Origin of the sequence: Paraglaciecola sp. (genome assembly GCF_039943935.1) — a bacterium.
In the GTDB taxonomy this organism is placed as follows: Bacteria; Pseudomonadota; Gammaproteobacteria; order Enterobacterales; family Alteromonadaceae; genus Paraglaciecola.
Genome location: NZ_JBDUZQ010000021.1, coordinates 187,568 through 211,363 on the forward strand (window position 1 = coordinate 187,568; position 23,796 = coordinate 211,363).

Annotated in this window: 21 protein-coding genes; 7 read left to right on the top strand and 14 right to left on the bottom strand. The window is 39.1% G+C overall.

Annotation, left to right across the window (positions count from 1 at the left end; translation table 11 throughout):
- Window positions 1–100: 100 nt before the first annotated feature.
- Window positions 101–586 (bottom strand): nicotinamide-nucleotide amidohydrolase family protein, encoded by a 486-nt coding sequence (locus ABJD71_RS12895; protein WP_348169893.1) that lies wholly within the window; start codon window positions 584–586, stop codon window positions 101–103.
- A 200-nt stretch (window positions 587–786) separates the two neighbouring features.
- Here ABJD71_RS12895 and srmB point away from each other — a divergent pair, with 200 nt between their 5' ends.
- The 4 genes from srmB to ABJD71_RS12915 all read left to right on the top strand — a co-directional run bounded on the left by srmB (window position 787) and on the right by ABJD71_RS12915 (window position 4,899).
- On the top strand, window positions 787–2,046 hold the full coding sequence (gene srmB / locus ABJD71_RS12900) for an ATP-dependent RNA helicase SrmB (protein WP_348169896.1): 1,260 nt from the start codon (window positions 787–789) through the stop codon (window positions 2,044–2,046).
- A 4-nt stretch (window positions 2,047–2,050) separates the two neighbouring features.
- Entirely contained in the window at window positions 2,051–2,665 is a 615-nt protein-coding gene (locus tag ABJD71_RS12905) for an XTP/dITP diphosphatase (protein ID WP_348169899.1), read from the top strand.
- 4 nt (window positions 2,666–2,669) lie between these two features.
- Entirely contained in the window at window positions 2,670–3,830 is a 1,161-nt protein-coding gene (hemW, locus tag ABJD71_RS12910) for a radical SAM family heme chaperone HemW (RefSeq protein WP_348169902.1), read from the top strand.
- Between the two features lie 133 nt (window positions 3,831–3,963).
- Window positions 3,964–4,899 carry a hypothetical protein gene (locus tag ABJD71_RS12915; RefSeq protein ID WP_348169905.1) on the top strand — a complete coding sequence of 312 codons (936 nt, stop codon included), beginning with the start codon at window positions 3,964–3,966 and terminating at the stop codon, window positions 4,897–4,899.
- A 381-nt stretch (window positions 4,900–5,280) separates the two neighbouring features.
- Here the strand turns inward: ABJD71_RS12915 and ABJD71_RS12920 are convergent, their stop codons facing one another.
- From ABJD71_RS12920 to ABJD71_RS12965, 10 genes are all read right to left on the bottom strand, one after another.
- Entirely contained in the window at window positions 5,281–6,063 is a 783-nt protein-coding gene (locus ABJD71_RS12920; protein WP_348169908.1) for a YggN family protein, read from the bottom strand.
- Window positions 6,064–6,152: 89 nt separating this feature from the next.
- A complete protein-coding gene (locus tag ABJD71_RS12925; RefSeq protein WP_348169911.1) occupies window positions 6,153–6,653 on the bottom strand; it encodes a DUF1566 domain-containing protein in 501 nt (166 codons plus the stop codon).
- 1 nt (window position 6,654) lies between these two features.
- Complete coding sequence (locus tag ABJD71_RS12930) at window positions 6,655–8,415, bottom strand: DUF1566 domain-containing protein (protein WP_348169914.1); 1,761 nt, start codon at window positions 8,413–8,415, stop codon at window positions 6,655–6,657.
- 36 nt (window positions 8,416–8,451) lie between these two features.
- Complete coding sequence (locus ABJD71_RS12935; RefSeq protein WP_348169917.1) at window positions 8,452–9,189, bottom strand: LrgB family protein; 738 nt, start codon at window positions 9,187–9,189, stop codon at window positions 8,452–8,454.
- Window positions 9,155–9,562, bottom strand: coding sequence for a CidA/LrgA family protein (locus ABJD71_RS12940; protein ID WP_348169920.1), 408 nt, complete (start codon window positions 9,560–9,562; stop codon window positions 9,155–9,157). Before ABJD71_RS12940 ends, ABJD71_RS12935 begins: the two co-directional genes overlap by 35 nt.
- Window positions 9,563–9,581: 19 nt before the next feature.
- Window positions 9,582–10,943, bottom strand: a complete 1,362-nt coding sequence (gene prsR, locus ABJD71_RS12945) for a PEP-CTERM-box response regulator transcription factor (RefSeq protein ID WP_348169923.1) — start codon at window positions 10,941–10,943, stop codon at window positions 9,582–9,584.
- Between the two features lie 20 nt (window positions 10,944–10,963).
- Complete coding sequence (gene prsK, locus ABJD71_RS12950; protein ID WP_348169926.1) at window positions 10,964–12,982, bottom strand: XrtA/PEP-CTERM system histidine kinase PrsK; 2,019 nt, start codon at window positions 12,980–12,982, stop codon at window positions 10,964–10,966.
- A 66-nt stretch (window positions 12,983–13,048) separates the two neighbouring features.
- Entirely contained in the window at window positions 13,049–14,173 is a 1,125-nt protein-coding gene (locus tag ABJD71_RS12955) for a beta-ketoacyl-ACP synthase III (protein WP_348169929.1), read from the bottom strand.
- A gap of 222 nt (window positions 14,174–14,395) precedes the next feature.
- Window positions 14,396–14,728: a sigma-70 family RNA polymerase sigma factor gene (locus ABJD71_RS12960; RefSeq protein WP_348169932.1), complete on the bottom strand. Its 333-nt coding sequence runs from the start codon at window positions 14,726–14,728 to the stop codon at window positions 14,396–14,398.
- Between the two features lie 222 nt (window positions 14,729–14,950).
- Window positions 14,951–15,745, bottom strand: coding sequence for a hypothetical protein (locus ABJD71_RS12965; RefSeq protein ID WP_348169935.1), 795 nt, complete (start codon window positions 15,743–15,745; stop codon window positions 14,951–14,953).
- Window positions 15,746–16,012: 267 nt separating this feature from the next.
- On the opposite strand from ABJD71_RS12965, the gene ABJD71_RS12970 reads away from it, so the two are divergent.
- A complete protein-coding gene (locus tag ABJD71_RS12970; protein WP_348169938.1) occupies window positions 16,013–16,756 on the top strand; it encodes a flagellar basal body L-ring protein FlgH in 744 nt (247 codons plus the stop codon).
- Window positions 16,757–16,769: 13 nt separating this feature from the next.
- Window positions 16,770–17,942 (top strand): flagellar assembly protein T N-terminal domain-containing protein, encoded by a 1,173-nt coding sequence (locus tag ABJD71_RS12975; protein WP_348169941.1) that lies wholly within the window; start codon window positions 16,770–16,772, stop codon window positions 17,940–17,942.
- A 186-nt stretch (window positions 17,943–18,128) separates the two neighbouring features.
- On the opposite strand, the gene ABJD71_RS12980 is transcribed toward ABJD71_RS12975, so the two are convergent.
- On the bottom strand, window positions 18,129–18,320 hold the full coding sequence (locus ABJD71_RS12980; protein ID WP_348169944.1) for a hypothetical protein: 192 nt from the start codon (window positions 18,318–18,320) through the stop codon (window positions 18,129–18,131).
- Window positions 18,321–18,551: 231 nt separating this feature from the next.
- Here ABJD71_RS12980 and ABJD71_RS12985 point away from each other — a divergent pair, with 231 nt between their 5' ends.
- The gene (locus tag ABJD71_RS12985; RefSeq protein ID WP_348169947.1) at window positions 18,552–18,959 is read left to right on the top strand and encodes an energy transducer TonB; all 408 of its coding nucleotides are present in this window, start codon (window positions 18,552–18,554) and stop codon (window positions 18,957–18,959) included.
- A gap of 83 nt (window positions 18,960–19,042) precedes the next feature.
- Here ABJD71_RS12985 and ABJD71_RS12990 read toward each other — a convergent pair whose 3' ends face one another.
- Together ABJD71_RS12990 and ABJD71_RS12995 are read right to left on the bottom strand one after the other, a co-directional pair.
- On the bottom strand, window positions 19,043–21,805 hold the full coding sequence (locus ABJD71_RS12990; protein ID WP_348169950.1) for a TonB-dependent receptor: 2,763 nt from the start codon (window positions 21,803–21,805) through the stop codon (window positions 19,043–19,045).
- Window positions 21,806–21,907: 102 nt separating this feature from the next.
- The gene (locus ABJD71_RS12995) at window positions 21,908–23,677 is read right to left on the bottom strand and encodes a hypothetical protein (RefSeq protein ID WP_348169953.1); all 1,770 of its coding nucleotides are present in this window, start codon (window positions 23,675–23,677) and stop codon (window positions 21,908–21,910) included.
- Between the last annotated feature and the right edge of the window lie 119 nt (window positions 23,678–23,796).

Consider the following 23,796-nt stretch of genomic DNA (forward strand, 5'->3'; position numbering starts at 1 on the left):
AATGTAATTTGTTATACAGTAGTTATGGGCAAAGTATACTGTATGGTTATACAGTTACAAGTAAAAATAACAATTTATTTTTAAGCACACATAGAATTGTTTATTTTGTCACCATCTTTAAAATAGTAGATAGAGCAAACTCAACGGCTTTCATTCTAATAGTTTGCCTATCACCACTGAATTTTAGCTTGTGGGTGACCACCTCACCACACACACCAAAACCAAACCACACAGTACCAACTGGTTTTTCAGGCGAACCACCGTCTGGCCCGGCTATACCACTCACACTTATAGCCAGTTCTGCATTAGCTGCGATAGCGGCACCTAATGCCATTTCTTTTACAGTCTCAGCAGACACTGCCCCATATGCAGTTAACGTTTTTGAGCTTACATTTAACATCTCTTGCTTTGCGTCATTCGAATAGGTAATAAAACCTTTTCTAAACCAAGCAGAGCTACCAGGGGTACTAGTGATGGCATACCCTACTCCTCCGCCAGTACAAGATTCAGCACATGTTATCTGCCATCCTCTGTCTAAAAGTGTTTTCCCTATTAGTGCGGCTAGTTCAAGGGTTTCATCGGGCATATCTACAACCTGCTCTGTAGTAAGATTAAACAAATATCAAGAACATCAATTATGACATCTAATAAATTTTAAGGGCAACAAAACAAAAAGCCCCCTACGATTAATCATCTTAAACTTAAAATGCATAAGCAATTCTGTCACTAGTCCTTTATAATCTGCAGCAATTCCCAAGCCCACGGAAAAACAAGGCTTAAACATACATGTTTGAACAATTAGAATTAGACGATGACCTCATCCACGCAGTGGTAGATTTAGGGTATAAAGAACCCACTAGCATCCAAAAGTTAGTTATACCCGAGGCCATGAATGGCAAAGATATATTAGCATCAGCGCCAACAGGTACAGGTAAAACTGCAGCGTTTTTATTACCTGCCTGTCAATTTTTACTAGACTATCCGAGACGAAATCCTGGCTCTACCCGTATTCTTATATTAACGCCAACCCGTGAGCTGGCGTTACAAATATTTGAACAAGCTAAAGCCATTTGTAAATACCTACCCCATATAAATTGTGGCGTGATTACCGGCGGCATTAACTATGGTACCGACCGTGACTTATTAGAAAAGAACTTAGATATTCTTGTTGCCACACCGGGGCGCTTATTCGAACACATCGAAAAAGAAAGCTTTGATTGCCGTGATATCGAATGCCTAATTTTAGATGAAGCTGACCGCATGTTAGACATGGGATTCTCGGCAGTCGTCAATCAAATAGCTGCAGAGGCACGCTGGCGTAAGCAAAGTATGTTGTTTTCAGCAACGTTAGAAGGCGCTGGCATTGCTCGCTTTGCAGGAGATTTACTAGACGACCCAGTTGAATTAGAGGCCGACTCTAGCCGTAAAGAAAAAGGCGTGATCCATCAATGGATCCACCTAGCTGATAACGCTCATCATAAATTAGCATTACTGACACACATTTTAAGTAATCAAGTCGAAACAGCGATTGTATTTGTAAAAACTAGAGAGCGTTTAGCCACACTAGTAGGGCAACTGCAATCTGTAGATATTGATTGTTGCTGGTTACAAGGTGAAATGCCACAAGACAAACGTAACGCCGCCATGGAAAGATTTAGAAGTGGCGAAGTTAAAATTTTGGTTGCCACAGATGTAGCCGCCCGCGGTATAGACGTAGACAACATTAGCCATGTCATAAATTACGATATGCCACGTACCGCAGATGTTTACGTACACAGAATTGGCCGTACTGGCCGCGCCGGAAATAAAGGCACTGCCATATCTTTAGTAGAAGCACATGATATAGCCATAGTGCCTAAAATTGAGCGCTATACAGAACAGAAGCTAAAGCGTAGAGTCATTGCAAAACTAAGACCGCAAAATAAAGAAGCCAGACCACCCACTAAGAAAAAGGTCAGCACCAAAACAAAAAAAGCATTATTAAAAGCTAAACGTGTAGCAAAAGGTAAAAAGAAAAAGGCCAAAGGCAGAGGACCAAGAAGCTAACGTTATGAACTATCCAGATATTGAAAACGTGGTACTTGCCACAGGCAACCAAGGCAAAGTCAAAGAGCTAGCCAATATGTTGTCTGGCTTGAATATTAAGGTGTTGCCTCAAAGTGAATTTGCTGTAAATGACGTGGCCGAAACCGGCACTACATTTGTAGAAAACGCCATAATTAAAGCGCGCCATGCAGCCAAAGTAACAGGCTTACCTGCAATAGCAGATGACTCTGGTTTAGCGGTAGACGCACTTGGCGGCGCACCAGGTGTATACTCAGCTCGTTACTCTGGCGACAATGCCACAGACCAAAGCAATATTATCAAGTTGCTTGACAACTTAAACGATACACCAAAAGAAAAACGCCAAGCCAAATTCTTATGTGTATTGGTATTTATGCGCCATGCTGAAGATCCAACTCCTATTATTTGCCAAGGAGAATGGAGCGGTCACATCACCACCGAGCAAGGTGGTAAAAACGGCTTTGGCTATGACCCTATTTTTTGGGTGCAAGAGCAAAACTGCACCTCTGCAGAGCTTACCCCAGAACAAAAAAATGCACTTAGTCATAGAGGCAAAGCACTAAAACAGTTATTGGCACAGTTACAGCAAAAAGTAGGCTAGAGTATTGAGTTCGATACCGGTATTAAAATACCCCCCACTTTCTTTATATATTCATATTCCTTGGTGCGTGCAAAAATGCCCTTATTGTGACTTCAATTCACATGGACAAAAAGGGCAAGTATTGCCAGAAACTGAGTACATCAGTCATTTACTAGATGATTTAGCCGAAGATGCAGTACTAGTGGGTAAACGGCCGATTCATAGTATTTTTATCGGTGGCGGTACTCCGAGTTTATTTTCTGCAAAAGGAATAGGCATATTACTCAAAGGCGTGAAAGAGAGAGTTAACCTACTCCCGGATGCTGAAGTCACAATGGAAGCCAACCCCGGCACCATCGAAGCGCAGCGATTCGCAGATTATGTATCTGCAGGTGTAAACCGTATTTCTATTGGTATACAGAGCTTTCAACCGAGTAAGCTCAAAGCGCTAGGGCGAATTCACGATGAAAAACAAGCGCAAAATGCTGCAGTAATGTCAAAACAGATAGGACTTAATAGCTTTAATTTAGACTTAATGCACGGCTTACCCAAGCAATCTTTAGATGACGCCTTATTCGACCTAAGCACCGCCATTGAACAAAAGCCACCACACCTTTCATGGTATCAACTCACCATTGAACCCAACACTCAGTTTCATTCCAAGCCCCCTAAACTGCCAGAAGATGAGCTACTATGGGATATTCAAGAAAAAGGGGATGCACTGTTACAAGCAGCAGGGTTTCAACAATATGAAATATCCGCTTATAGCCAAGCTGGCCAACAATGCCAGCACAACCTTAACTATTGGCGCTTTGGTGATTACCTTGGTATTGGCTGTGGCGCTCATGGTAAAATAACGCAGCTTGATAACAATCACATCATTCGAACAGTAAAAGTCAAACATCCGAAAGGCTATATGGACTTGACCCGCAGCTACACCTACGAGTCAAAAGAAGTCACCAAAGAAGACTTACCCTTTGAGTTTTTTATGAACCGATTTCGCTTAATAGAGCCATGCCCTAAACAAGACTTTATAGACTTTACAGGGCAAAACTTAGATAAAGCAACCGCTGGTAACCTACAAAAAGCAATTTACAAAGGGTTACTTAAAGATACACCTGCTCACTGGCAAGTAACGACGCTAGGTAGGCGTTATCTCAATACTCTTCTAGAGACAATGGTTTAATGACAGCATTAAACCTTCCAACACAACTCATTCACCAAAAAATTAAAAAGCTCATTTGTTAGAAATTTGTGATTTTTTTTATGCATTAAAAAGGGTAATCTGATACCCATCAGAGTTAGTAGAGTTTTATTTAATGATGTACAAATGTAGTGCTTTTTTATCTATCTTTTTTATTATTTTAGTTTACTCCTCAACATCAAAAGGAATAGAGCTTGATCTCAAGTCAGTCCGCACCACATTGTCTATTCCTAAAACCAGTCACTCTCTTATATTTGATGACCTATTAACTAACGATCAGAAAACACTTTTTACATTATCACCTTTGCATAATGAACGAATAGGGGTGTATTTTGATGTTAATGGCATAGAAATAGGATATGCAGTAGATGCTTTCGACCAATCAACAGAAACAAAAACACAAGATTTATTGTTTTCGTATCGTAAATTTAAACATTCAAAAATTACCTTAAACTATCAAACCCTTGAAGGACTGCAAAAAACAGCTAAAGAGCTTAATGGTAACCATACAAATGAAATTTTTGGCTCACTAACTAAGTCTACTAAAATAGAATTGTTTGGACAACACAACTTATACACATTCAAGAATAAGACTTCTTTGTTCCAACACTTTTTTCTCAATAAACCTCAACTCAGTAATCAATTTGATTTGTCATTAAGTTTAGTAGGGGGATGGTCGTTTAAGCATTTAACTCTAGAAAGTGAAGAAAGCATCGTCTTTCAAGCCGAATTTTTAAGGTCACCAGCGCCTAAAGTCACAAAGCTAACGTCTAATTCTATCGGCGTAAATATAGGTCCATTTATTTCTTTTCATTTTCCTTACAACATTCACGGCTTTGCTGAATACAAATTAGGCAAAGGGCATATTCGCAACGAAGACCCGCGACTTGGATTAAAAGACTCGGGCGATGAAAAAACAGAAGCTATCGGTGCTGGGATCTCTTGGACATCAGATGATAAAAAGTTATTACTCGTACTGAGAGCATGGCAACAAAAAGGTAGGCATATTGATACTTCTTTTGGAGACTTGTCACTCGTTAAGTTTTTCTAATGATGAATATGCTTTAACAAAAGCCGAGTGGATAAACCCAACTAAATTAAACTTAACTCAATGAATAACCGGCAAACATGTGTTTAACTAACAGGGTTATTAAAATATTTTTACCGTAAGTTTTCTGTATTTACTTCGATTACAAATTACTAATATATCAGCGGGCTTAGATGTTATATAAAAGTCAGTTGGATTAAATGAATTTCGTTTGAAAAGTAGGGGCTATATAAGCAAAGTGTATTAAAGCGACTAAGTCATAATCTATATGCGACCGCCAAGGATAACAGAAGATAAGGGTGGACCAAGTGCAGGCAATGTCGTTTAGTAATAAGCTGTTAGCAAAGCCCTCCCGCCTCAACGTAAAGGATTCAAGAAAAGCAACTACTTATCGTACACCGCATTCCCTGTAATTAAAACATCATAAGGTTGCAGCTCTGGAATAGACGCCCTTAAACGGTCTTCTAAATTATCTAGTTTTTTAAACTTATGACAAAACCATTTAGCCTTTAGTTTTAACGTCTCAACTTTTGGGCCAACACTTTGTTCGATATCAGCTCCAACACCTTCAAGATTACGCACAATTTCTTCAATTTTTTCTTCAGAGGTTTGATCACTAGCAACCAAACCACCAATAGCAGACAAGATCCCCCCAACGGAAGTGCTAATGGCATTCTCTATCTGTTCTTCTAACTCCCTATCAACCAAATCGTTTACTTGTTCTAACTTACCAGGTCCCATATAAAACGTGTCATTAGAGCGAATAAATTTTTCTTTAACACTAGATTGAACTCGTTCTAGGGACTTTTGTAGTTTTTTCTGACTTTTATCATCTTTTACTAAGCCGCCATAAACTTGTTCTATGGTTTCTATGGCTAACTCAACCCCTTCATTGGCTAGCAAAATCATCTTTGGCACAACTTTGTGAATACCATGTGAAAGGTTAGCTAAATCTGCTTCCTGCTCTGGTGTGAGATCAATCCATTCGCCACGCACAAAAAGTTGTGCCGGCTCATTAACCTGGTAAACCACTCTACCGTGCTCGCCTAATACTCTTATTTGTTCATCAGTTACTACCACTCCATAGTTGAGAGACACCTCGCAACTATCTCCAGCATGTGAGTCAATACTTAAAATAAGTAGTAATATAAAGACAAGAAAACGCATTCTATTCCAATAACAATTAGCACGGGTTAAGTGTGCCTTTATGTGGATAAAATGCAAGGAGGGATAAGATAAGACAGATAAAACATAGGTTAATCTGCAGTTCGCACTAGGCGCGTGAACACCGTTAAGTTTTTATCTTTTAAGGCATTACTGCTATTAAAAAATGCGATAACCCAAGCCCTTTGAGGATCAATAACTGAGGGGGTTGACGTCCAATAATCATCTGAATAAGTATTGGGGAAAAACAACTCGTTAATAGCAGGGCGAACACAACTACGTTCAGTTAAACTCGCTAACTCTTTCATATTGGGCAAACGCCACCCTAGGGAATCGGCATACTCGTAACCATGTGCAATAAGTAAAGCCTCTTGCCAAGTGAGCTCTAAGCCGTCACCAGTGCAGGTTTCATTCTCCCACGTTTGTCCGATACTACAACGCATCCAGATCAAACCTAAGCCTTTATCTGTTGCCGTACCGTCACTATTATCGGTAAATTCAGTTTCTTGAATGCTGCTATCAAAATCACTCAAACAAGTTTGCGCCATGGCCCAACAAGGAATTAAGAAGCTCAATATTATTAGGGTTTTCATATTATCTTCCCGCTCTGACAAGACGAATACGTGCAGCTGTCGATTTAGGTAAAAAGTTATCGTTTCCTGAAGCAAAGTCTATTGCCCATGATGCATGGGCGACATTGTCAGACATGCCATCAGCACTTGATTCTGTGGTCCAATACCACACCTCTGTGCCTAGGGAGTCTGTAGCGTTAGGAAAATACTCGCCATCGACCATCAAACCATCACCTTTCCCATAATGTACAATAGATAACAATTCATCATGGGTAGGTAAGCGCCAATCTTTGAAGTTACATAATCCCGCTTCATTAACGTCCTCTACGAATTCCGTGGTATTACAATTTGTGCTTGAGCAACTAGTTTCGCCTACAGATTCTTCTCCAGAAAACGTTCCATCACCTTCAAGCTGATACCAGCTATAACTATGGTTACTGCTGTGCAAGTCGGTCTCGGAGACAGTGGTTTTTACTTCCCATATTAATCCTGTAATATTATCTCTAACGCAGCGCCATCCCAAACTGATGTCATCCACCTCGTCACCAATTTCATCTAACGCAGTAAAATCAAACCCCTGTTGACCTCGCCCTGCTTTCGTCGAAACATCGTTACTGTTAATTATGTCTTGTCCCCTTTGCCCATCTTGTCCAGGGTATTCGCCTTGATGGTCTGTACCTATGGTGGAACTGGAGCCTTGTAAAATTACACCTGTATCGTTTATTGGTTGAATAGGAAGAGGTAAAACATTTACAGTCATGCTGTCTTCAACTTGATTGGCAACTGCATCTTCTACTTCCATAGTAAAAGTTAGGGTTAGATTACTGTTTACTAAGGGTGCTACAGCAAACGTTTGTAAAGAACTAGCGTTATCTATATGCACAGTGTTTAAGCTATCGCTAACCCAATTTATGATTAAGGGGTTTGACGAGTCTACTGTGGTACCTGCTATACCATTTAATAAAATGGTTTCGCCCGAAAACACTTCATGGTCAACCCCTGCATTAGCTGTAGGTAGAGTTTGCTGAATACTTTGAATATTTAATGAAATGCTTTCAGTATCGGTAGCCCCTTCCTCATCTGTCACGGTTAAAACGAAGGTAATAGTGTTCGCACTCGATAAAATAGGGGTATTAAAAGTTAAGGTGTCACCTAAGGTACTAATGTTATCAATCACTGACTCTCCGGCAGTTTGTTGCCACGAATATGCCGCGATAGGGTGTGATTCATCCGCACTATCAGGATCACCACTTTTAGAGCCATCTAATACTATGTTGTAACCTGCAGGATACAAACTAGTGCTGAAGTCGTCTGTGGTCACAATGTCTATATGTGCTGTTGGCAAAACATTGATAGGGTTGACTTGATACAAAACAATATCAGAACCTGTGTTACCTTCACCGTCAGTGGCAGTTAAAGTGAAGGTATAAGTCACTATTTCGGTTGTTACTGGTGCCGTAAAAGTAGCGATAGCCACACTAGTGTCATCATGAATGATAGATAGGCTGGGTACCACACTCCAAGAATACGTTAAATCATCAGTTTTACCCGAGGCTTGGCCACTTAAGGTGACGTCAGTTTGTTCACTTACCGACTGCTTAGCTCCGGCATTTACGAGTACAGTATCATCTGCCACACTGTCACCGTCAGAACTGCCAGAGCAGCCTTGTAGAACAATTATGCCAGTTAGTAATAGCAAATGAACACGAGCATGTTTCATAAAGACATTTAACACTTTTAAAATATTCATAAATACCGCGTATGCACTAAATATACCAGCCATAAGAATCTAAACTAAAGTCAAATATCTAAGCTTACTTTAAGTGCCAAATAAATAAAAAAACAAAGGTAAAACAATGGCTGTCACTACGCCGTTGACACACAAAGCCATGCTAGAGTACGCACCAGTTTTCTGACTTAATCGTAAAGCATGGGAGGTACCTATTGCATGAGCAATAGTACCTAGTGTTAATCCTTGTCCTCTTTCATCTTGGTTTTTGGTTATTTTAAATACCAATTTACTGAGTAATACACCCAATAGCCCAGTCATTATCACTATCGCAGCTGCCAATTCAGTAACACCACCTATAAGGTTGGCGGTATCAATAGCTAGTGGAGTGGTAATGGACTTGGTAAGGCTCGAAAGTTTAACTTCATCTGTGAAATCTCCAAAGCTCATAATTAGAATCGCACATACTGGGGCTAACATTCCACCGCATACCACCACCAAAAAACCTCGCCACCCGGTATCAACTAAATACCGTAGTTGCTGATATACGGGCACCGCTAATGCCACAGTAATAGGGCCTAACAACCAAATCAATGGACTAGAATACACAACATAGTCTGAAAGACTCGTTTGGCTGATTAAGCAAACACCAAACACCATTATGGACCCAGTAACTACAGGGTGAAACACTAAATTATATCTAGAAAAACGAAAAATAAACAAGGCGCTAATATAAGCTACCAATGTGAAAAAGATCCATAAACCAGAGTTAATATATTCCCAGGTATGACCATCAATTATCATTATTCGTCTCTTTGTTTGCGTCATTTTTAGTACCATCTGCAGGTAACAAACACCTAGCAAGCCAAGACGTTATTAACATACTTAAAAATGTACTGAATAAAATCGCCAATAAAAACAACCATAAGTTTTGTTGTAAGGTTTTGATATATACCCAAGCAGCGATGATAGGAGGAATAAAAAATAAAGAGAAATGGCCGAGTAAGTAATGACTCAGCTCAAATAAGGCTTTGGGGACACGGCCTAAAAATGCAAGTACAACGAATAGTATAAACAAACCTAACAATGCAGGAGGTAATGCAATATATACACTTAGTCTAGCCCCCAATAGCCAGATCAGTATTAAAGCCGCACAAGATAATGTTAACTTGAAAACTGCCGCTGTCCTCGATTTAATCAACTCGGTAAACCTTAATTAACTATTTAGCAGAAGTTTTAATATCTTCCATATGATACTTATCAATTAAGGAATATAAGGTTGGACGTGTCACTCCTAACAATTCAGCTGTTTTCGACATGTTATGCTCTGCAACTTGATAAGCATTTCGAATGGCACGGCTTTCAGCGTGCTCTCTGACTTCACGTAAATTTAATGAGTTGATAGTCGGTTCATCATCTTTGACAAATAAACTTAGATCATCTGCTTGAATATGCGTGCCCTCAGCCATAATAACCGACGACTTTAATTTATTTTGCAATTCACGAATGTTTCCTGGCCACTTATGTTGTTTCATTGCTTTAATAGCTGAGTCACTGAAACCTTTCAATTTAGTTTTGAACTCTTCGTTATATTGCGTTAAAAATGTTTTAGCCAGCAAGATCACGTCGTTGTCTCGCTCTCTAAGTGGAGGAATAAGTATGCTAATTTCACCTACTCTATAAAACAAATCTTCCCGGAAAGTTTCCTCAGCAACCATGGTTTGCACATCTCTATGAGTGGCACATATCACCCGAATATTAACAGGAATTTCTGACCTTCCACCTACTCGCTCAATGACTCGCTCTTGTAAAAAGCGTAACATTTTTGCTTGTAAGCCAATGGGCATATCACCAATCTCGTCTAAAAATAAAGTACCGTTTTGTGCAGACTCAATTTTACCTGGTGTGGTTTTATTAGCTCCAGTAAAGGCACCTTTTTCATATCCAAACAACTCGCTTTCTAACAAATTTTCAGGAATCGAGGCACAGTTAATGGCAATAAAAGGTTTATCTTTTCGTAGGCTATGCTCATGAATACTGCGAGCAAAGACCTCTTTACCTGTGCCACTTTCACCTAACAGCAGGGTACTGATATCTGTTTGTGCAATACGTTCTGCTTTTTTACTGGCGGCTAAAATACCTTCACTCTGACCAATGATTCGGTCCATAGCTGGCGCAACTTGCGCTAGGTGCTTATTTTCCATTTCTAGATTGAAAAGGTTTAAGGCTCGGCCCACTAAAATTTGAATTGTGTCAGAATCTATGGGCTTTTGATAGAAGTCATAAGCCCCTAAACTAATTGCTTTTAAAGCATTTGTCTTGTCATTATTTCCGGTAACAACTATGACTTTGGTATAGGGCGCTAAAGCTAAAATTTCTTCAAGCGTCGCTAACCCTTCACTGGCATTGCTCGGGTCAGGGGGTAAGCCTAAATCTAATGTGACAACCTTAGGTTCAAATCGCCTCAATTGTGCAATGGCTGAAGTTCGGTCTTCTGCAAACACTACATCATAGCCAGAAAAGCTCCATTTTAATTGCTTTTGAATACCTAAGTCGTCATCCACCACAAGTATCTTATCCATGAGTCTTACCCTTTTTAGTCTTAATTCGTTGGAATACGTAGCGTAAATGTAGTGCCTATATTTAGCTCACTGTCTACGAGTAACTGCCCGCCTAATTTATCCAGGTAAGCCTTAGCATCAAACGCACCGATGCCCATACCAGCATTTCCTTTGGTTGTATCAAACGGTTTAAACAACCTAGTTCGAATGAAATCTTCACTCATCCCTGAACCAGTATCAATAATTTTAATCAACATGTAGCGTTCATCTACGGAGATTTCAATTACTACATCTACGGTACCATCATCGTCAGTTGCTTGCTGAGCGTTACTAATCAAGTGATACATTACATTACTAAATTTGTCGTTATCTAACACTACAGGCTTTTCATTACCAACGTCCATGCTAGGTGTAGGAAAATATGATGCACATCTATTTTCAATAACCTCACCAATAGACTCTGATAAAAAAATTAAACTATCACCGCTTTCTTTTGCGGTATTTTTTTCGGTCAGTTGCCTTAACATTTTATCCATTCTGGCTTTGGTATGGTGCAATGTCTCAAAGGTGTCATCAATAAACTCTGGATTATCTTTATGTTGTTCGGCGTTACAGAGAATTAAATCAATTTGCGCCAATACATTTTTTAAATCGTGAACCACAAATGCTGACATTCGACTGAAAGCTGCAAACTGTGCATTTTCAGCGAGCTCTTCCGCCGCTTGATGATGAAACAAGTAATTTGAAACCTGAGCAGTCACAGCTTTTAAATAGTCTCTAAGTTCCCAGTTCAGCTTTATTGAAGTTTCAGCAGAACCTAAAAGCGTCGCCATTCCCCATAACTCGTCTCCATTATAAATAGGAATTACAAGCTGAAAAGACACTTCATTTAACAATGCATGATTAATTCTAAGACCTTCGTATACAAAAGGTTTGGTTCTTAATTCTTCTATATCAATGATCCAGTTTTTAGATTTGAAAAACGTACAAAATATATCTAAGACTTGCTCTTCTTCAAGCGTCAAACTGGGGTGGTTTATGTTAGCGAGTAATTTTAAGTTGGTATGTTTTACCTGAATAAAACAGCCACTATCATAATCAATTGCTTCAATTAAGCCTTTAAGTGCAGTTGCATGGATGTTGCCATCGGCACTATCTCCGCTAAGAGAATGGGTGAGTTCTAACCATTCTTGTCGATAATCGAATTGGTTTGCGAAAAAATGTTTAGTAATAAAGACTTTGATACGTGTTTTAAATCTGAGCGATAAAAACAGAGTCACTAATAGCCCAAGTGATAAGGCGATTAGAATAATTTGTATAGTTGAGCCCCACTCAATTCCCATATATTTTACTATGTAACCAATCAGTGCCATCACAAACAGGTAGCCACCAGCTACCATTAACAAAGTGCTATGCATGACCACTTCACGGGAAATATATATTTCAACTCCCCAGTTTTTCACCCGCCTTATAGCTAAAATCAAAAATGGAATTAGAGCCACATGAATGTATCCGCGTGCAGCAATGTAATTAATATGTATTTTCTCTACCATTAGTGCATTAGCGAAGGTAACAAAGTCAAACACACTTATAACCGCTAAGTACAATATCAATGGCTTAATCGCCCACCCATTATCACCAGATTGGCGAAAAATCACCTCTAGCAGTATTAAAAACTGTAGCGGGATCATGGTTTGCAATAAAAATTGCCAAGTGGAATTTTCTAACCCGAAATAAGGAAGGCATAATGCGAGTATAGGTAGGAATAAAATAAACCAAGTTTCTTTACGAGATAAAATTTCTCCTATATTGATAAAATTATCTTTTAAACAAGATGCTAAAAACAACAACCAAATAATATTTTTTATATTGTCAAAAAATAACAAGCTTTCCAGAGACATAGGTGAGGTGACAAAAGGCGTTACAGACCACAAAAAAGTCGTAAGCGTCGCTAAAATCAATAAGTATTTAGCCAAACCCGACTTTCTTACAGTCAATAACAACAATAATAAAAACGCGTAACCTGTAGCACTTAACGCGTATCCAATTGTTGCTAACATCTAAATTCTCTCTCTTATTTCAGCTGAGCGGTGCATACTCTGATAATAAAAACTTGCCAATTCTTACTATTTTTTGCGCAATACTAGGCTACCAATGGAATATCCTGCCCCAAAAGAACATAACAAGCCTACATCTCCAGATTGAAGATCTTGGTGATGTAAGTGAAATGCAATTATCGACCCAGCCGAAGCTGCGTTGGCAAATGTATCTAAAACAATAGGCGCTTCTTCTGGGGAAGGCTGCCTGTCTAATAATTTTCGGGTTATAAAAGTATTCATATTAATATTAGCTTGATGTAACCACCACCTAGATACCTGGGTCGAACTTAAATCATGTCGCTGCAAATGCTCAGAGATATGTTCTACGGCCATAGGACATACATCTTTAAACACTTTACGCCCTTCTTGATGAAAGAGCTTATCTGCCGCAAAAGGATCAACATCATTTACTCTACTAATATAACCGAAGTTAGAGCGGATATTGTTAGAAAATTGGGTTACTGCTTTGGTGCTTAGAATGTCATAAACATGATCTGAAGTTGCTGTCTCAGCACTTTCTACAACCATAGCTGTTGCTACATCTCCGAAAATAAAGTGGCTGTCACGATCGCAATAGTTGATTTGAGGGGATATCATCTCCGGGTTTATCAATAAAACTGACTTAGCTGTTCCTGCAGCAATCATTTCATAGGCTCGATGTAACGCAAATGTCGCTGCTGAGCATGCAACTAACATATCAAACCCAAACCCTTTAATACCTAACGCATCTTGTACCTCAATGGCCACAGCTGGATAAGAGCGTTGAGTATAAGCACAAGAAACAATTACAGCATCAATATCTTCAGCCGTTTTATTAGCAGATTTTAAAGCATCTTTAGCGGCGTAAATGGCAATTTCAGCTTGATTAGAAAGTTCACCGTCAGCCCTTTCTGGAATATTAGGTCGCATCCGATTAATGTCTAACACACCGTCCTTTACATAAACATAACGACTGCGAATACCCGATGCTTTTTCGATAAACTCGGCGCTTGAAAAAGGTTTTGCGGTCATTTCCCCCTTCCCTATCGCGTCCAAATTCTGTTCGTTGAACTGAGTTGCATAAGCATTATATGCCGTAACCAGTTCTTCGTTTGAAATACTATGATCAGGTTTCCATAAACCAGAACCGCTAATTACTACTGAAGATTTCATGCAAGATCCTAACAGAAAACCAATTTAAGCCATTGTTGGCTAAGATCCTGTTAGCTTAGCGGTTTGTTAGCTAAATGTCATGAAATTACCCTAGCTGAATACTTCTCTATTAAAATAGAGAAGTATTCACAACAGTTAATAGTTGCTCCTTACTTATGGTGCCCTTTACACAAGACTTCACATCTTCATGCTTAAATACATACACTTTATTGCGAATATCAATCACATTATTATCTTCAGCTTGTATAAAGTCAGATAATAAAAATGTGATGTTTTCATCAATGATAATTGCTGCATTGTATTAATGAGCTGTCTATTTTCTTGATGGCAATGTATTGCATCAGCCGCACTGATTTCTTCACTTTCCACATCTGGCACATCATCTAAGCCTTGCATTGGATTTTTACGTCGACAACCCTCAATACATCTAAAATGGGCAATACGGTATAACCAACTCTTGAAGCTCCCTTCATTTAGATAATTTGATAAATTTCGGAATACTGAAACAAACACCTCATGCATTAAGTCCAAGGTATCTTCAGTTTTACCCATCATACGCATACTATAGTGATAAATTCTTTTTCATAACGCTTCAACAAAGTTAATCAAGCTTTTTTATTACCCTGCAAAGCCCTTGCTATTGACTGTTCAATGAATAATAGTTTTACTATGAATATCACTCAACCTTCCCTAACACTGCAAACAGCTTGCACCTTTAAGTACTGAAACTAGCCGCTATATGAAAAAGAGGCATAAAATTGCCCCATATTAAATATCTCAAAAATTACGTCGAACAAAACTATAAGCTTGGTTGGTTTGCAATATGGTATCGGTCACTTGGGTTACTGTATTTTCTATACTTTCTTGCTCTGCATCACTAAACAAAAAATCACTGATATTTTCATAAATAGACTTTCCAGATATTGACTCAATTGCTAAGTCTGCAGCTGAATAAGCAAGACCTACAGGCCCGCCAAAGGCGTACCCCCCCACCAACTCTGAAATAGGTGAGATTTCATGCTCGATTTCGTTTTGGTAAACATCTGAAATAAGCGGTACATGATTCAATATATTGACTGAATCAAATACATCTGCAAAGGCGAGCCCATCTGCACCGGTTAGATAATCAGAAACGTCATCAATAGCATTCCAAGTATTACTAAAAGAATCAAACTCCTCGACACCTTTAACTATGCTTGTAGTTTCACCAACAAATGACGATGCACTTTCAGTTGCGCTACTAAATAAGCTAGCTTGAAGGCTACTTAATAAAGATGACTGCATATTAGCGATAGAAGATAGTGACGAAAGTTTCGACACTCCATCTCCTACGGCATTAGTAAACCCCATGGCCGACATCAAACTTTGTTGAATGCTATCAATGACAGCCTCCGTACCTAGCTGTGCGTCACCAGACTCACCATCACTGTTTTCTCCTTGAAGCATTGAGAATAGTCCGCTAAAGCCTTGATTTAGCGCTTCATTCTCACTTGTCTCAGCGGCTACTGTTTCTTCAGTTTGGCTAGACGAACCTGTGTCCCATAAGCTTTGTAAGTTATCAATAATAGTCATAGAAAAATAGGCCTCTTACATCACCTGTCGATATTGCAGGATATAAATTTAAACTTACTAAGCGAAATATGGACCAAGTTACTCTTTGAAATAAGGAAAAAATAAGGAAGAAACAAGGAAGAAACAAGGAAGAAATGTGGATGCCTGAAATCCACTTGAAATACAAAAATTTCTTGAGTAGTTTGAGCCGAGAATTTGGTTGTGAGAGGCGATTCTAAAATTAATTTAAGTGATTATCGAAAGATAACACAAAGGTAAAATTGCCATATGAGAAACCAAGTTGTTCTGCCAGTTTTGATGATAGCTTTAGGTGCTTGCACACAAACACCAAGTGTAGAGCAAGAAGTAGTAAAAGAGATCTATACCAACCCTGAAGTTAGCCAACGAGCGATTTCAACAAAAAATGCAGAGATAAAACCTAATGAACCAGGATTTCGACCGGTGCGAACAGAACAAGTTGATTCGATTCATGTTCCCAATGGCTCATTATTTCACTCTGAAAACGCCTCCAGTCTGTACAAGCTCCATAAGAATTATCGCGTAGGCGATATGATTTTAGTGCAGCTTAGTGAGTCTACGACATCTAAGAAGTCACTCGATTATTCATCAGATAAAAGTAGCAATTTTGATTTAGGGCCACTCAGTGTGAATGCAGGGCCTATCAATATCAATGAAGGTGATATAGCTATTGAGCATAGTCAAGGTAGTGACTTTGATTCGTCATCTGAGTCTAAGCAATCTAATTCATTAAATGGCGATATCACTGTTTACGTAATGGAGATCCTGCCGAACCGTAACCTTATAGTAGGAGGTGAAAAATGGATCACTCTCAACTCAGGTGAAGAATTTGTGCGCTTTTCCGGAGAAATTCGAACCACGGATATTGATGCATCAAACACTATCATTTCTTCCAAGGTTGGCAATGCTCGTATTGAATACAGTGGTAAGGGAAAGCTCCATAAGAATCAAGAAGACTCGGTGTTAGACAAGCTATTCACTGTATTCAAATAAGGCTCTGCTAAAAATGTTATCTATATTTTCAAAGGCGCTAATTGCCATTTTATGCTTTTCTATCAGCCAATTTACCTTAGCAAATTGGCAGCAAGGTGAAGCCAGTATCGCTATTAAGGGTGCCGACTTAACCGATGTTCGTATTCAAGCGATTAAAAATGCAGTAGCCGATGCATCATTTAAGAATGGTAGTTTTATCGCGGCCGAAGATATGGTGTTAGATGGTTTACTGATAAGCAGTAAATCGGTGATTACTACCCAAGGCCAAATCCAACGAGTTGAAGTGATAAGTGAAACAGTCACAAATGACACGTTAACTGTAAACGTAAAAGTTAACTTCACTCCTTTATTTGATTGTGCTCATGATGGTTACAACCGATCTATGTTGGTAGCGCAATTTCAAGTTTTAAAGCCTCAACAAGCTAAATACGGAGGTATTTTTGACCTAGGCAAGCAAATTAGTAAACGCTTTGAGCGACAACTCAGTGTTGAACAAAATAGTCCAAAGGTTTTACTAATAGATAAAGCCTTCACCGACGTACACTCATATGACAAAATTGACTTACAAGAAATCACCAAGAAAGCAATTTTTATGACTAGAGAATATGGTCGACAATTTGTGCTTTTTGGGTTTATTCGCGACATCAGCTTATTTGAACAAGTAACAGAAGAGGTGTTGTCAGATGATGTGGCACTGCGTCGTAACTTTACTATTCACGTGTATCTACTCGATGCTTACAGACACAATATCATCTACAAAGAAACCTACCATAGTGAAGCAAACTGGGATTACAGTAGTGATTATAGTGTCGATACTAATAACAGTTTGTTTTGGCGAAGTGACTATGGCCGAGTTGTTTTAAACACTATTAATACCGCGGTTTCTGATGTTTCCAACCTTCTGCAATGCGAGCGCAGCTTTGCACAAATTATTAATACAGAACTAGAGCAACTTACAATTAATATGGGTAGTGAAAACGGCATTAAAAAAGGCGACGAGTTTACCTTATATAAAAAACGTTTACCTATTGGCGTAAATGGTATGAGTCACTCAACACTTAGGGGCTATCCAGAAGTCAAACTAGTAGTAAAGCAAGTAGATAGCAGCAGTGCTGTCTTAAATATATATAACCCTAACCAATTTATTAATGCTGAATTATTAGATTTGGTTAGCCCTGTTCTTTAATACAAAATAAACTGGGATTATGCATCATTGCTTTTACAAAAAAGCGTGTAGTTCTTGTCAACTTACCAACATATTTTAAGACCGAACACTAAAGCTTCGTAAAAGGAGAAACCAGCTCTTTTAATTATGCTTGGTTTATGGAAATTGTCGCTCTGTTCCTTCCAAGCTTAACTATAACTCAAAACCTTAATCACCCTGTTTACGTAAAAAGTCACGAATAAACATACGGATCTCTCTGGCCGCACTGGTATCTAGCTCATCACATAACTCAACAAATGCATCCCGCTCTTCTTTTTTAATACGAATAATCAACTGACTATTCTTTTTATTTTCTTGGTCTTTCTTACTTGATGCTTTTTTATCTATTGATTTAGTCATGAACAAACTGCTTTTAGGTAGGGGAGTTTTTCAAAGAACTCGCTATATAATGTATGTTATTTGTATATACATAAACCCCATCTTATACCGGATATATATTACAGTTTTATGACATTTTCGAAATATAGTTGACGAAAAACAACAAATGTATATACTTTGAATATACCTAGGAAATACATTGTTACTACGTTTTAATTTTCCTTGGTAATTTATAACAATTCCGGAGGAAGTATGAAAAAATTTTTATCGCTAGTATCCATTATGTCAGTTTCTTGGAGTATCAATGCTACCACCATAAATGCTTCTGATTTAGCCGCTTCGGATACACAAATTGTTGCCGTCGACCAAGTCGTACCAAATTACCCAAATGCGCAATTACTTGATAAACGCTCAGGTAATGTCACCCTAGCTTATGACTTAAACAAACAGGGTGAACCAATAAATATTAGCGTAGTTGAAAACAGCGGGCCTAAGCAATTTGTTCATACATCAATGAAAGCTCTTAAAAAGTCGCGCTTTCAACCTATACAACTAGATTCTGAAACAGTAGCTGTTCAAGGTCTGTTATTGCAATATGATTATAATTTCGAATCTGATACTGACACTTCGATAACTGATCTAATCGCACTTAGTAGATAGCCAGTTAAACAAGCTGTAATTGAAAAAAAACCTGCTTAGTGCAGGTTTTTTATTTAAACGTAACGTAACGTAAAAGTGTAAAGTTAGAACTTGTACTTAACGCTCACACTATAACCTTGGCCTACTGCTTGCTCAAAGCGCGTGACATCAATACCATCATTATCTTTTTGGGTAATCTGATTCTTAGCATCAAGTAAGTTCTTTGCTTTAAACTTAACAGATAAGTCCTCTTGAACGTAATAAGTATAAGTGAAATCTAATGAGTCAAAAGGTTGCTCATAAGAATCTGCAAAACCACTTGCACCAGAAACATATAAACGCTCTGAGAATGTATTAAACGCTAGTCCGGCAGAATGGTTTCCATCTTCTGAGTCGAAACCTACCATAACGTTTGCGATGAAGTCAGAAGCTTGTGTCAAAGGGCGCACAGCATTCGTTACATCACTTTCTACACCAGAAGCGTCAATTTCATTACTAAACAAATTAGTAATATTACCCTGTACAAAAAATAACGAGCCAATGTCACCAAGAAATTCTAAATTCACCATCCACTCTACTTCTAAACCACTAATTTCTGCCGAGCCGGCGTTCAATACTTCTGCTCGCAGTTCATTACCAGTTGCTGTTTGTGAAAATAGCTCAATTGGGTTTTCAATATCTTTATGGAACACACTAACAGTAAAATTGTTGCCTGATTCGAAGAACCATTCTGCACGTAAATCAATATTAGTAATATCTGATGGCGTAACACTAGAGTTACCTGAAATGATAAAGTCAGTCACAGGATCACGGAACGAAGTGTCAACGATTTCACGCATATCAGGACGAATAACGTTCTCACTCCACATGAGATTTAACTTGAAAGTTTCTGCCCAAAAATCATACATCTTGTAAACTACAGAAGCTGATGGATAAATGCCATCGTCTTGGAAAACACCGTCTGCTAGCTCACCTTCAACAAAACTACTTGAATCTAGGTTAGGTAATATAGGACTAGACACCGCAAGTGGATCAAATATAGCACTTAGTTGGCGGTAGTCCTCAAAACGACTGCCAACCACCACTGTTAGTTCGTCATTCCAATCAATATTCACCTGACCAAAAATCGCTTCAACCTTAGTTGCAGCGAGACTAGGACTAAATTCAGATGTTTCTAGTGATAATTCAAAACCATTGTCAGGATTTGAAATCGCCTCATCTGAAAAACGTGTAGATATTGAATCTGTTACATTCGAATTAACCACTGAGCTACCATCTATAGTTAGGGTTAATTGATCAGAAATGCGTCCTCGTTTGTCAATTCGGGCACCACCAGACAACTCAAACGCCCAATCACCTGCGTACAGAGGCAGTTTCATTTCAAAGCCAGAGCTTTCAAGCTGATCGTCAAGATCTAAGTTATCAAGTTGCAAACCGTTACTGACTATTCCACCAAGAGAGATGTTTACATTACTAAACTCATTGGTTGCCGTATCACGGCTAAACGTTGCAACAGACGTAAAAGCATTCGGTATTTGAGTAGTTGCATTTGAATCAGAGAAGAACCAAGTTAGCTCTAAGTCATCCAAAAAAGTGCTACCTAACCCTATTAGATCACGGCTGTCTTCACCTAAGATATGTCTTCCAGACATTTGATTTATTTGTAATTCTCTTTGCTCAAAAATACCTTCAAAAATACGGAAGCCACCACCACTGCTATACCCAGAAGTATCGTTATACTCATTAGACAAAAAGGTTTCATCATCTGTATTACGAATAAAGAAATTCTTAGATTCGATTGCATGGTCATATCCCCACTTTAGGGCAATGCCAGCGGTAATGGTAACACTCGTATCTTGAGTACTTTTTGTGGTCTCAGTAAACTCTTCTTCAGGCTCTTCTAGTCTGCGACTAATACGGTCTTGGGTACGCACTGACTCATCATAATTAAGAGTCAGCAAGCCACCAATAGTAAATTCACCACCTATATCGTAAGTATCGCCAATCCCGACTTCGAAACCAAGATCCTGAACAACTCTATCTTTTTCAGATAGGTCTAGATCTCGGTTAAAACTCAATGCCAACTCTCTATTTAAAGCCTCTGCTTCTTCGAAGGTAATATTAGTACCATTTCTATTTGCAGTTGCCTGAATAGCCGTTGGGCTAATATCTAAATCACCATCGTCAATAAAAGAACTACCTAAGGTAGAACTTACAATCGAAGGGAATGCACGAGACCCATCTTCTTCACCAAAATCGTTTCCACCGGGGTAGTCCAAATAGGTATCAGATAAGTTATTAATACCGCCACTCGCACCAATGTAAGCCATGAAACTATCAGGAATAGAATTCGTTCTGATATCAATAGCACCACCGCCAAAGACGGCACTTTTGTCTGCCGAGTATCCTTTCTGTACGGCAATGTCTGCAACGATAGAAGTTGGAAATATATCTAGTGGGATTACATTGCGAGTCAAATCTGGAGAAGGTACTGCCGCTCCATTTAGAGTCACATTTTGATACCTTTCGCCTAAGCCGCGGATATAAATAAACTTACCATCGACTAAGGTTAGACCAGGTACACGGCGTAAAGCGTCGGCAATATTAGAGTCACCAGCCCGCGATATTTGGTCTATACCAAGAATATCTACTACTTTGTCTGCTTCAATACGCTCGGCGACAATGGACTCAGCAGCAGTTTGTAATCTACCTCTTACTAATACTCTTTCAATCTCTTGCCCTATTTGCTTGTTCAATTCAGATTCATTCTCAGTCTGGGCTATAACTGATGAAGATATTAATGCTGAAAGTAAGCATAGCGGGAATGCTGCTAAACCTGCCTTCGAAAAAGTTTTATTGATTGTCATCGGTGTTCACTCTTAATTAATCGTTACAATGCCATTTACGAGAAAGGGCGCCGTAAAGCGCCCTATCACAAAGGCTACGCCAATAAATCAGCGCCTTCGGTACTAACGATCGCCAGGAGTTTGGCCGTCTTCAAACCAAAGTGCTTGACCGCGAGCACCATCAATAAGACCGTAAGTCCAACCTAAGTCACTAGCAGTAAAAGTAGAACCTGCTGCGAAACTAACGGAGGTGCCGTCTACTAACATTTCAGTTTGAGTGATGGTGTAAAAACCATCTAGGATATTAGTCGTTACCCCTTCATCGGCACGAACAGTCACTTCAGAGGTTAAATTCCCAGTATCATCCAGAAAGGCGTCAACTGTTCCAGAGAATGGACCAGCAGATTCATCTGAACGACGAGAAACAGAAGTAGTGTACTGTGCACTCGTTGTGTCAACTGTTCCCAGATCTAAATCATCTGCTACCATGTCAGGACAAGCAAAGATGTTTTCAGAGAACGTAAGTAAACCAGCAGCTAATTGAATAGCGTCGATGTCATCTTCTGCTTGAAAACAATAGTTATCATTTGCAGCTTCATCATCACCTGCATAGGCAGTTGTAATGATAGAGTTAGTTACGGTTAAGATATGACCTTCTTCGAAGTTAATACCTGCGCCTGGGTCACCATTACCTGCTGTATCTTCATTTTTGGCAGAACTAATGCAAGTTAGGTTAGTGATAGTGCCACGGCTTAAATAATCTTCATCAAATACAGTATCTTCATTTCGAGTTGAAGCACCATCAGATTCTACACAGTGAGCACCAGTACGAGTACCGATAGCTGCATCTATGCCGCCACCTTGAATAACTAAAGCGTTGGTGATAGTTCCATAATAGCCATCATCAATATCGATTGAATCGTCTTGTATATAAAGTGCAACATAGTTTTCAACATCTACACCACCACCGAAAAACTCTATTCCATCATCGATGTTAGCGTAAATCTCTAAATTAGAAACTGTTGTCTCACTGCCTACCGCACCAAAAGTAATACCATTTAATTCATTACCAGGAGAAAGTGCTGAACCTGCATGTTTAACGATTACATAGCTAAGCTCTCCTGAGTTATCTTCAGGTAGTTCGCCACCATAAGTTGTTTCGTCATTACCGATTAACCCTTCAACAGCGATTGAACAGTCAGCATCAGTAACCAGCGCTAATGCACTACCTTCATCTAACGCAGAATTCGGCTCAAACTCCCAACCAGATTCATATTCACAGCCGTTGGTAAAGCCAAAACCATTTATTACCATGCCACCCCAAGCGCCAGTCTCTTCTGGTGTGATATTGCCGTCTATGTCAGTTTCAGACGTAAAAGTAATAGGAGCATCTGAGGTACCTTCAGCTCGAATTTGTGAGCCACGATTAATAACAACAGCCGTACCTGATTGAAATGCTAGAGTTGCACCCGCTTCAATAAATAAACTCGCACCGTCACCACCACTTGTAATGCCTGCGTCTGCAGCTTCACTTAAGCTACTGTAATTTTGACCTATATATAAGCTTTCGTTGAAAATATGAGCGCCGCCATTTTCTAACGCTGAAAAAGTGATGTTTGTAAGAATTGGATTTGAAGAGCTAACAAACTGAGAAGTGTAACGGCAGTTATCATCTTCTTCGGTTCCCTGTTGAGTTACACCAGACTCATCAGTGTAAGAAGCACAAACATTGGCGTCGCCGCTACCATCAAGACCACCAGTTACGCTGTTGTCACTGTTATCTGTGTAAACACTATTATCACTAGCATCTAAAATGATATCACCGCCACCACAGCCAGCCAGCGCCATTGCTAAAACAAGTGCACTAACTTTGAAAGTATTATTGAATTCCATTGTGTTCTCCGAATGCGAGTAAAATTGTTAGAATTAAAAAACGCGAGCAGAGTAACCAAGGATCATGACAGTTTTGTTACATAAAATTAATGTCACAAAAGTTTAATGTTGGGGAGAGG

Bases quoted from the DNA above. Each gene is read 5' to 3' on its own strand.
- ABJD71_RS12895 (WP_348169893.1), bottom strand. From the start codon at position 586: ATGCCCGATGAAACCCTTGAACTAGCCGCACTAATAGGGAAAACACTT.
- ABJD71_RS12995 (WP_348169953.1), bottom strand. From the start codon at position 23,677: ATGGAATTCAATAATACTTTCAAAGTTAGTGCACTTGTTTTAGCAATG.
- prsK (WP_348169926.1), bottom strand. From the start codon at position 12,982: ATGTTAGCAACAATTGGATACGCGTTAAGTGCTACAGGTTACGCGTTT.
- ABJD71_RS12920 (WP_348169908.1), bottom strand. From the start codon at position 6,063: ATGCGTTTTCTTGTCTTTATATTACTACTTATTTTAAGTATTGACTCA.
- ABJD71_RS12905 (WP_348169899.1), top strand. From the start codon at position 2,051: ATGAACTATCCAGATATTGAAAACGTGGTACTTGCCACAGGCAACCAA.
- ABJD71_RS12930 (WP_348169914.1), bottom strand. From the start codon at position 8,415: ATGGCTGGTATATTTAGTGCATACGCGGTATTTATGAATATTTTAAAA.
- ABJD71_RS12990 (WP_348169950.1), bottom strand. From the start codon at position 21,805: ATGACAATCAATAAAACTTTTTCGAAGGCAGGTTTAGCAGCATTCCCG.
- ABJD71_RS12915 (WP_348169905.1), top strand. From the start codon at position 3,964: ATGATGTACAAATGTAGTGCTTTTTTATCTATCTTTTTTATTATTTTA.
- ABJD71_RS12980 (WP_348169944.1), bottom strand. From the start codon at position 18,320: ATGACTAAATCAATAGATAAAAAAGCATCAAGTAAGAAAGACCAAGAA.
- ABJD71_RS12925 (WP_348169911.1), bottom strand. From the start codon at position 6,653: ATGAAAACCCTAATAATATTGAGCTTCTTAATTCCTTGTTGGGCCATG.
- ABJD71_RS12935 (WP_348169917.1), bottom strand. From the start codon at position 9,189: ATGACGCAAACAAAGAGACGAATAATGATAATTGATGGTCATACCTGG.
- srmB (WP_348169896.1), top strand. From the start codon at position 787: ATGTTTGAACAATTAGAATTAGACGATGACCTCATCCACGCAGTGGTA.
- ABJD71_RS12960 (WP_348169932.1), bottom strand. From the start codon at position 14,728: ATGATGGGTAAAACTGAAGATACCTTGGACTTAATGCATGAGGTGTTT.
- ABJD71_RS12955 (WP_348169929.1), bottom strand. From the start codon at position 14,173: ATGAAATCTTCAGTAGTAATTAGCGGTTCTGGTTTATGGAAACCTGAT.
- ABJD71_RS12965 (WP_348169935.1), bottom strand. From the start codon at position 15,745: ATGACTATTATTGATAACTTACAAAGCTTATGGGACACAGGTTCGTCT.
- ABJD71_RS12970 (WP_348169938.1), top strand. From the start codon at position 16,013: ATGAGAAACCAAGTTGTTCTGCCAGTTTTGATGATAGCTTTAGGTGCT.
- prsR (WP_348169923.1), bottom strand. From the start codon at position 10,943: ATGGATAAGATACTTGTGGTGGATGACGACTTAGGTATTCAAAAGCAA.
- ABJD71_RS12975 (WP_348169941.1), top strand. From the start codon at position 16,770: ATGTTATCTATATTTTCAAAGGCGCTAATTGCCATTTTATGCTTTTCT.
- ABJD71_RS12985 (WP_348169947.1), top strand. From the start codon at position 18,552: ATGAAAAAATTTTTATCGCTAGTATCCATTATGTCAGTTTCTTGGAGT.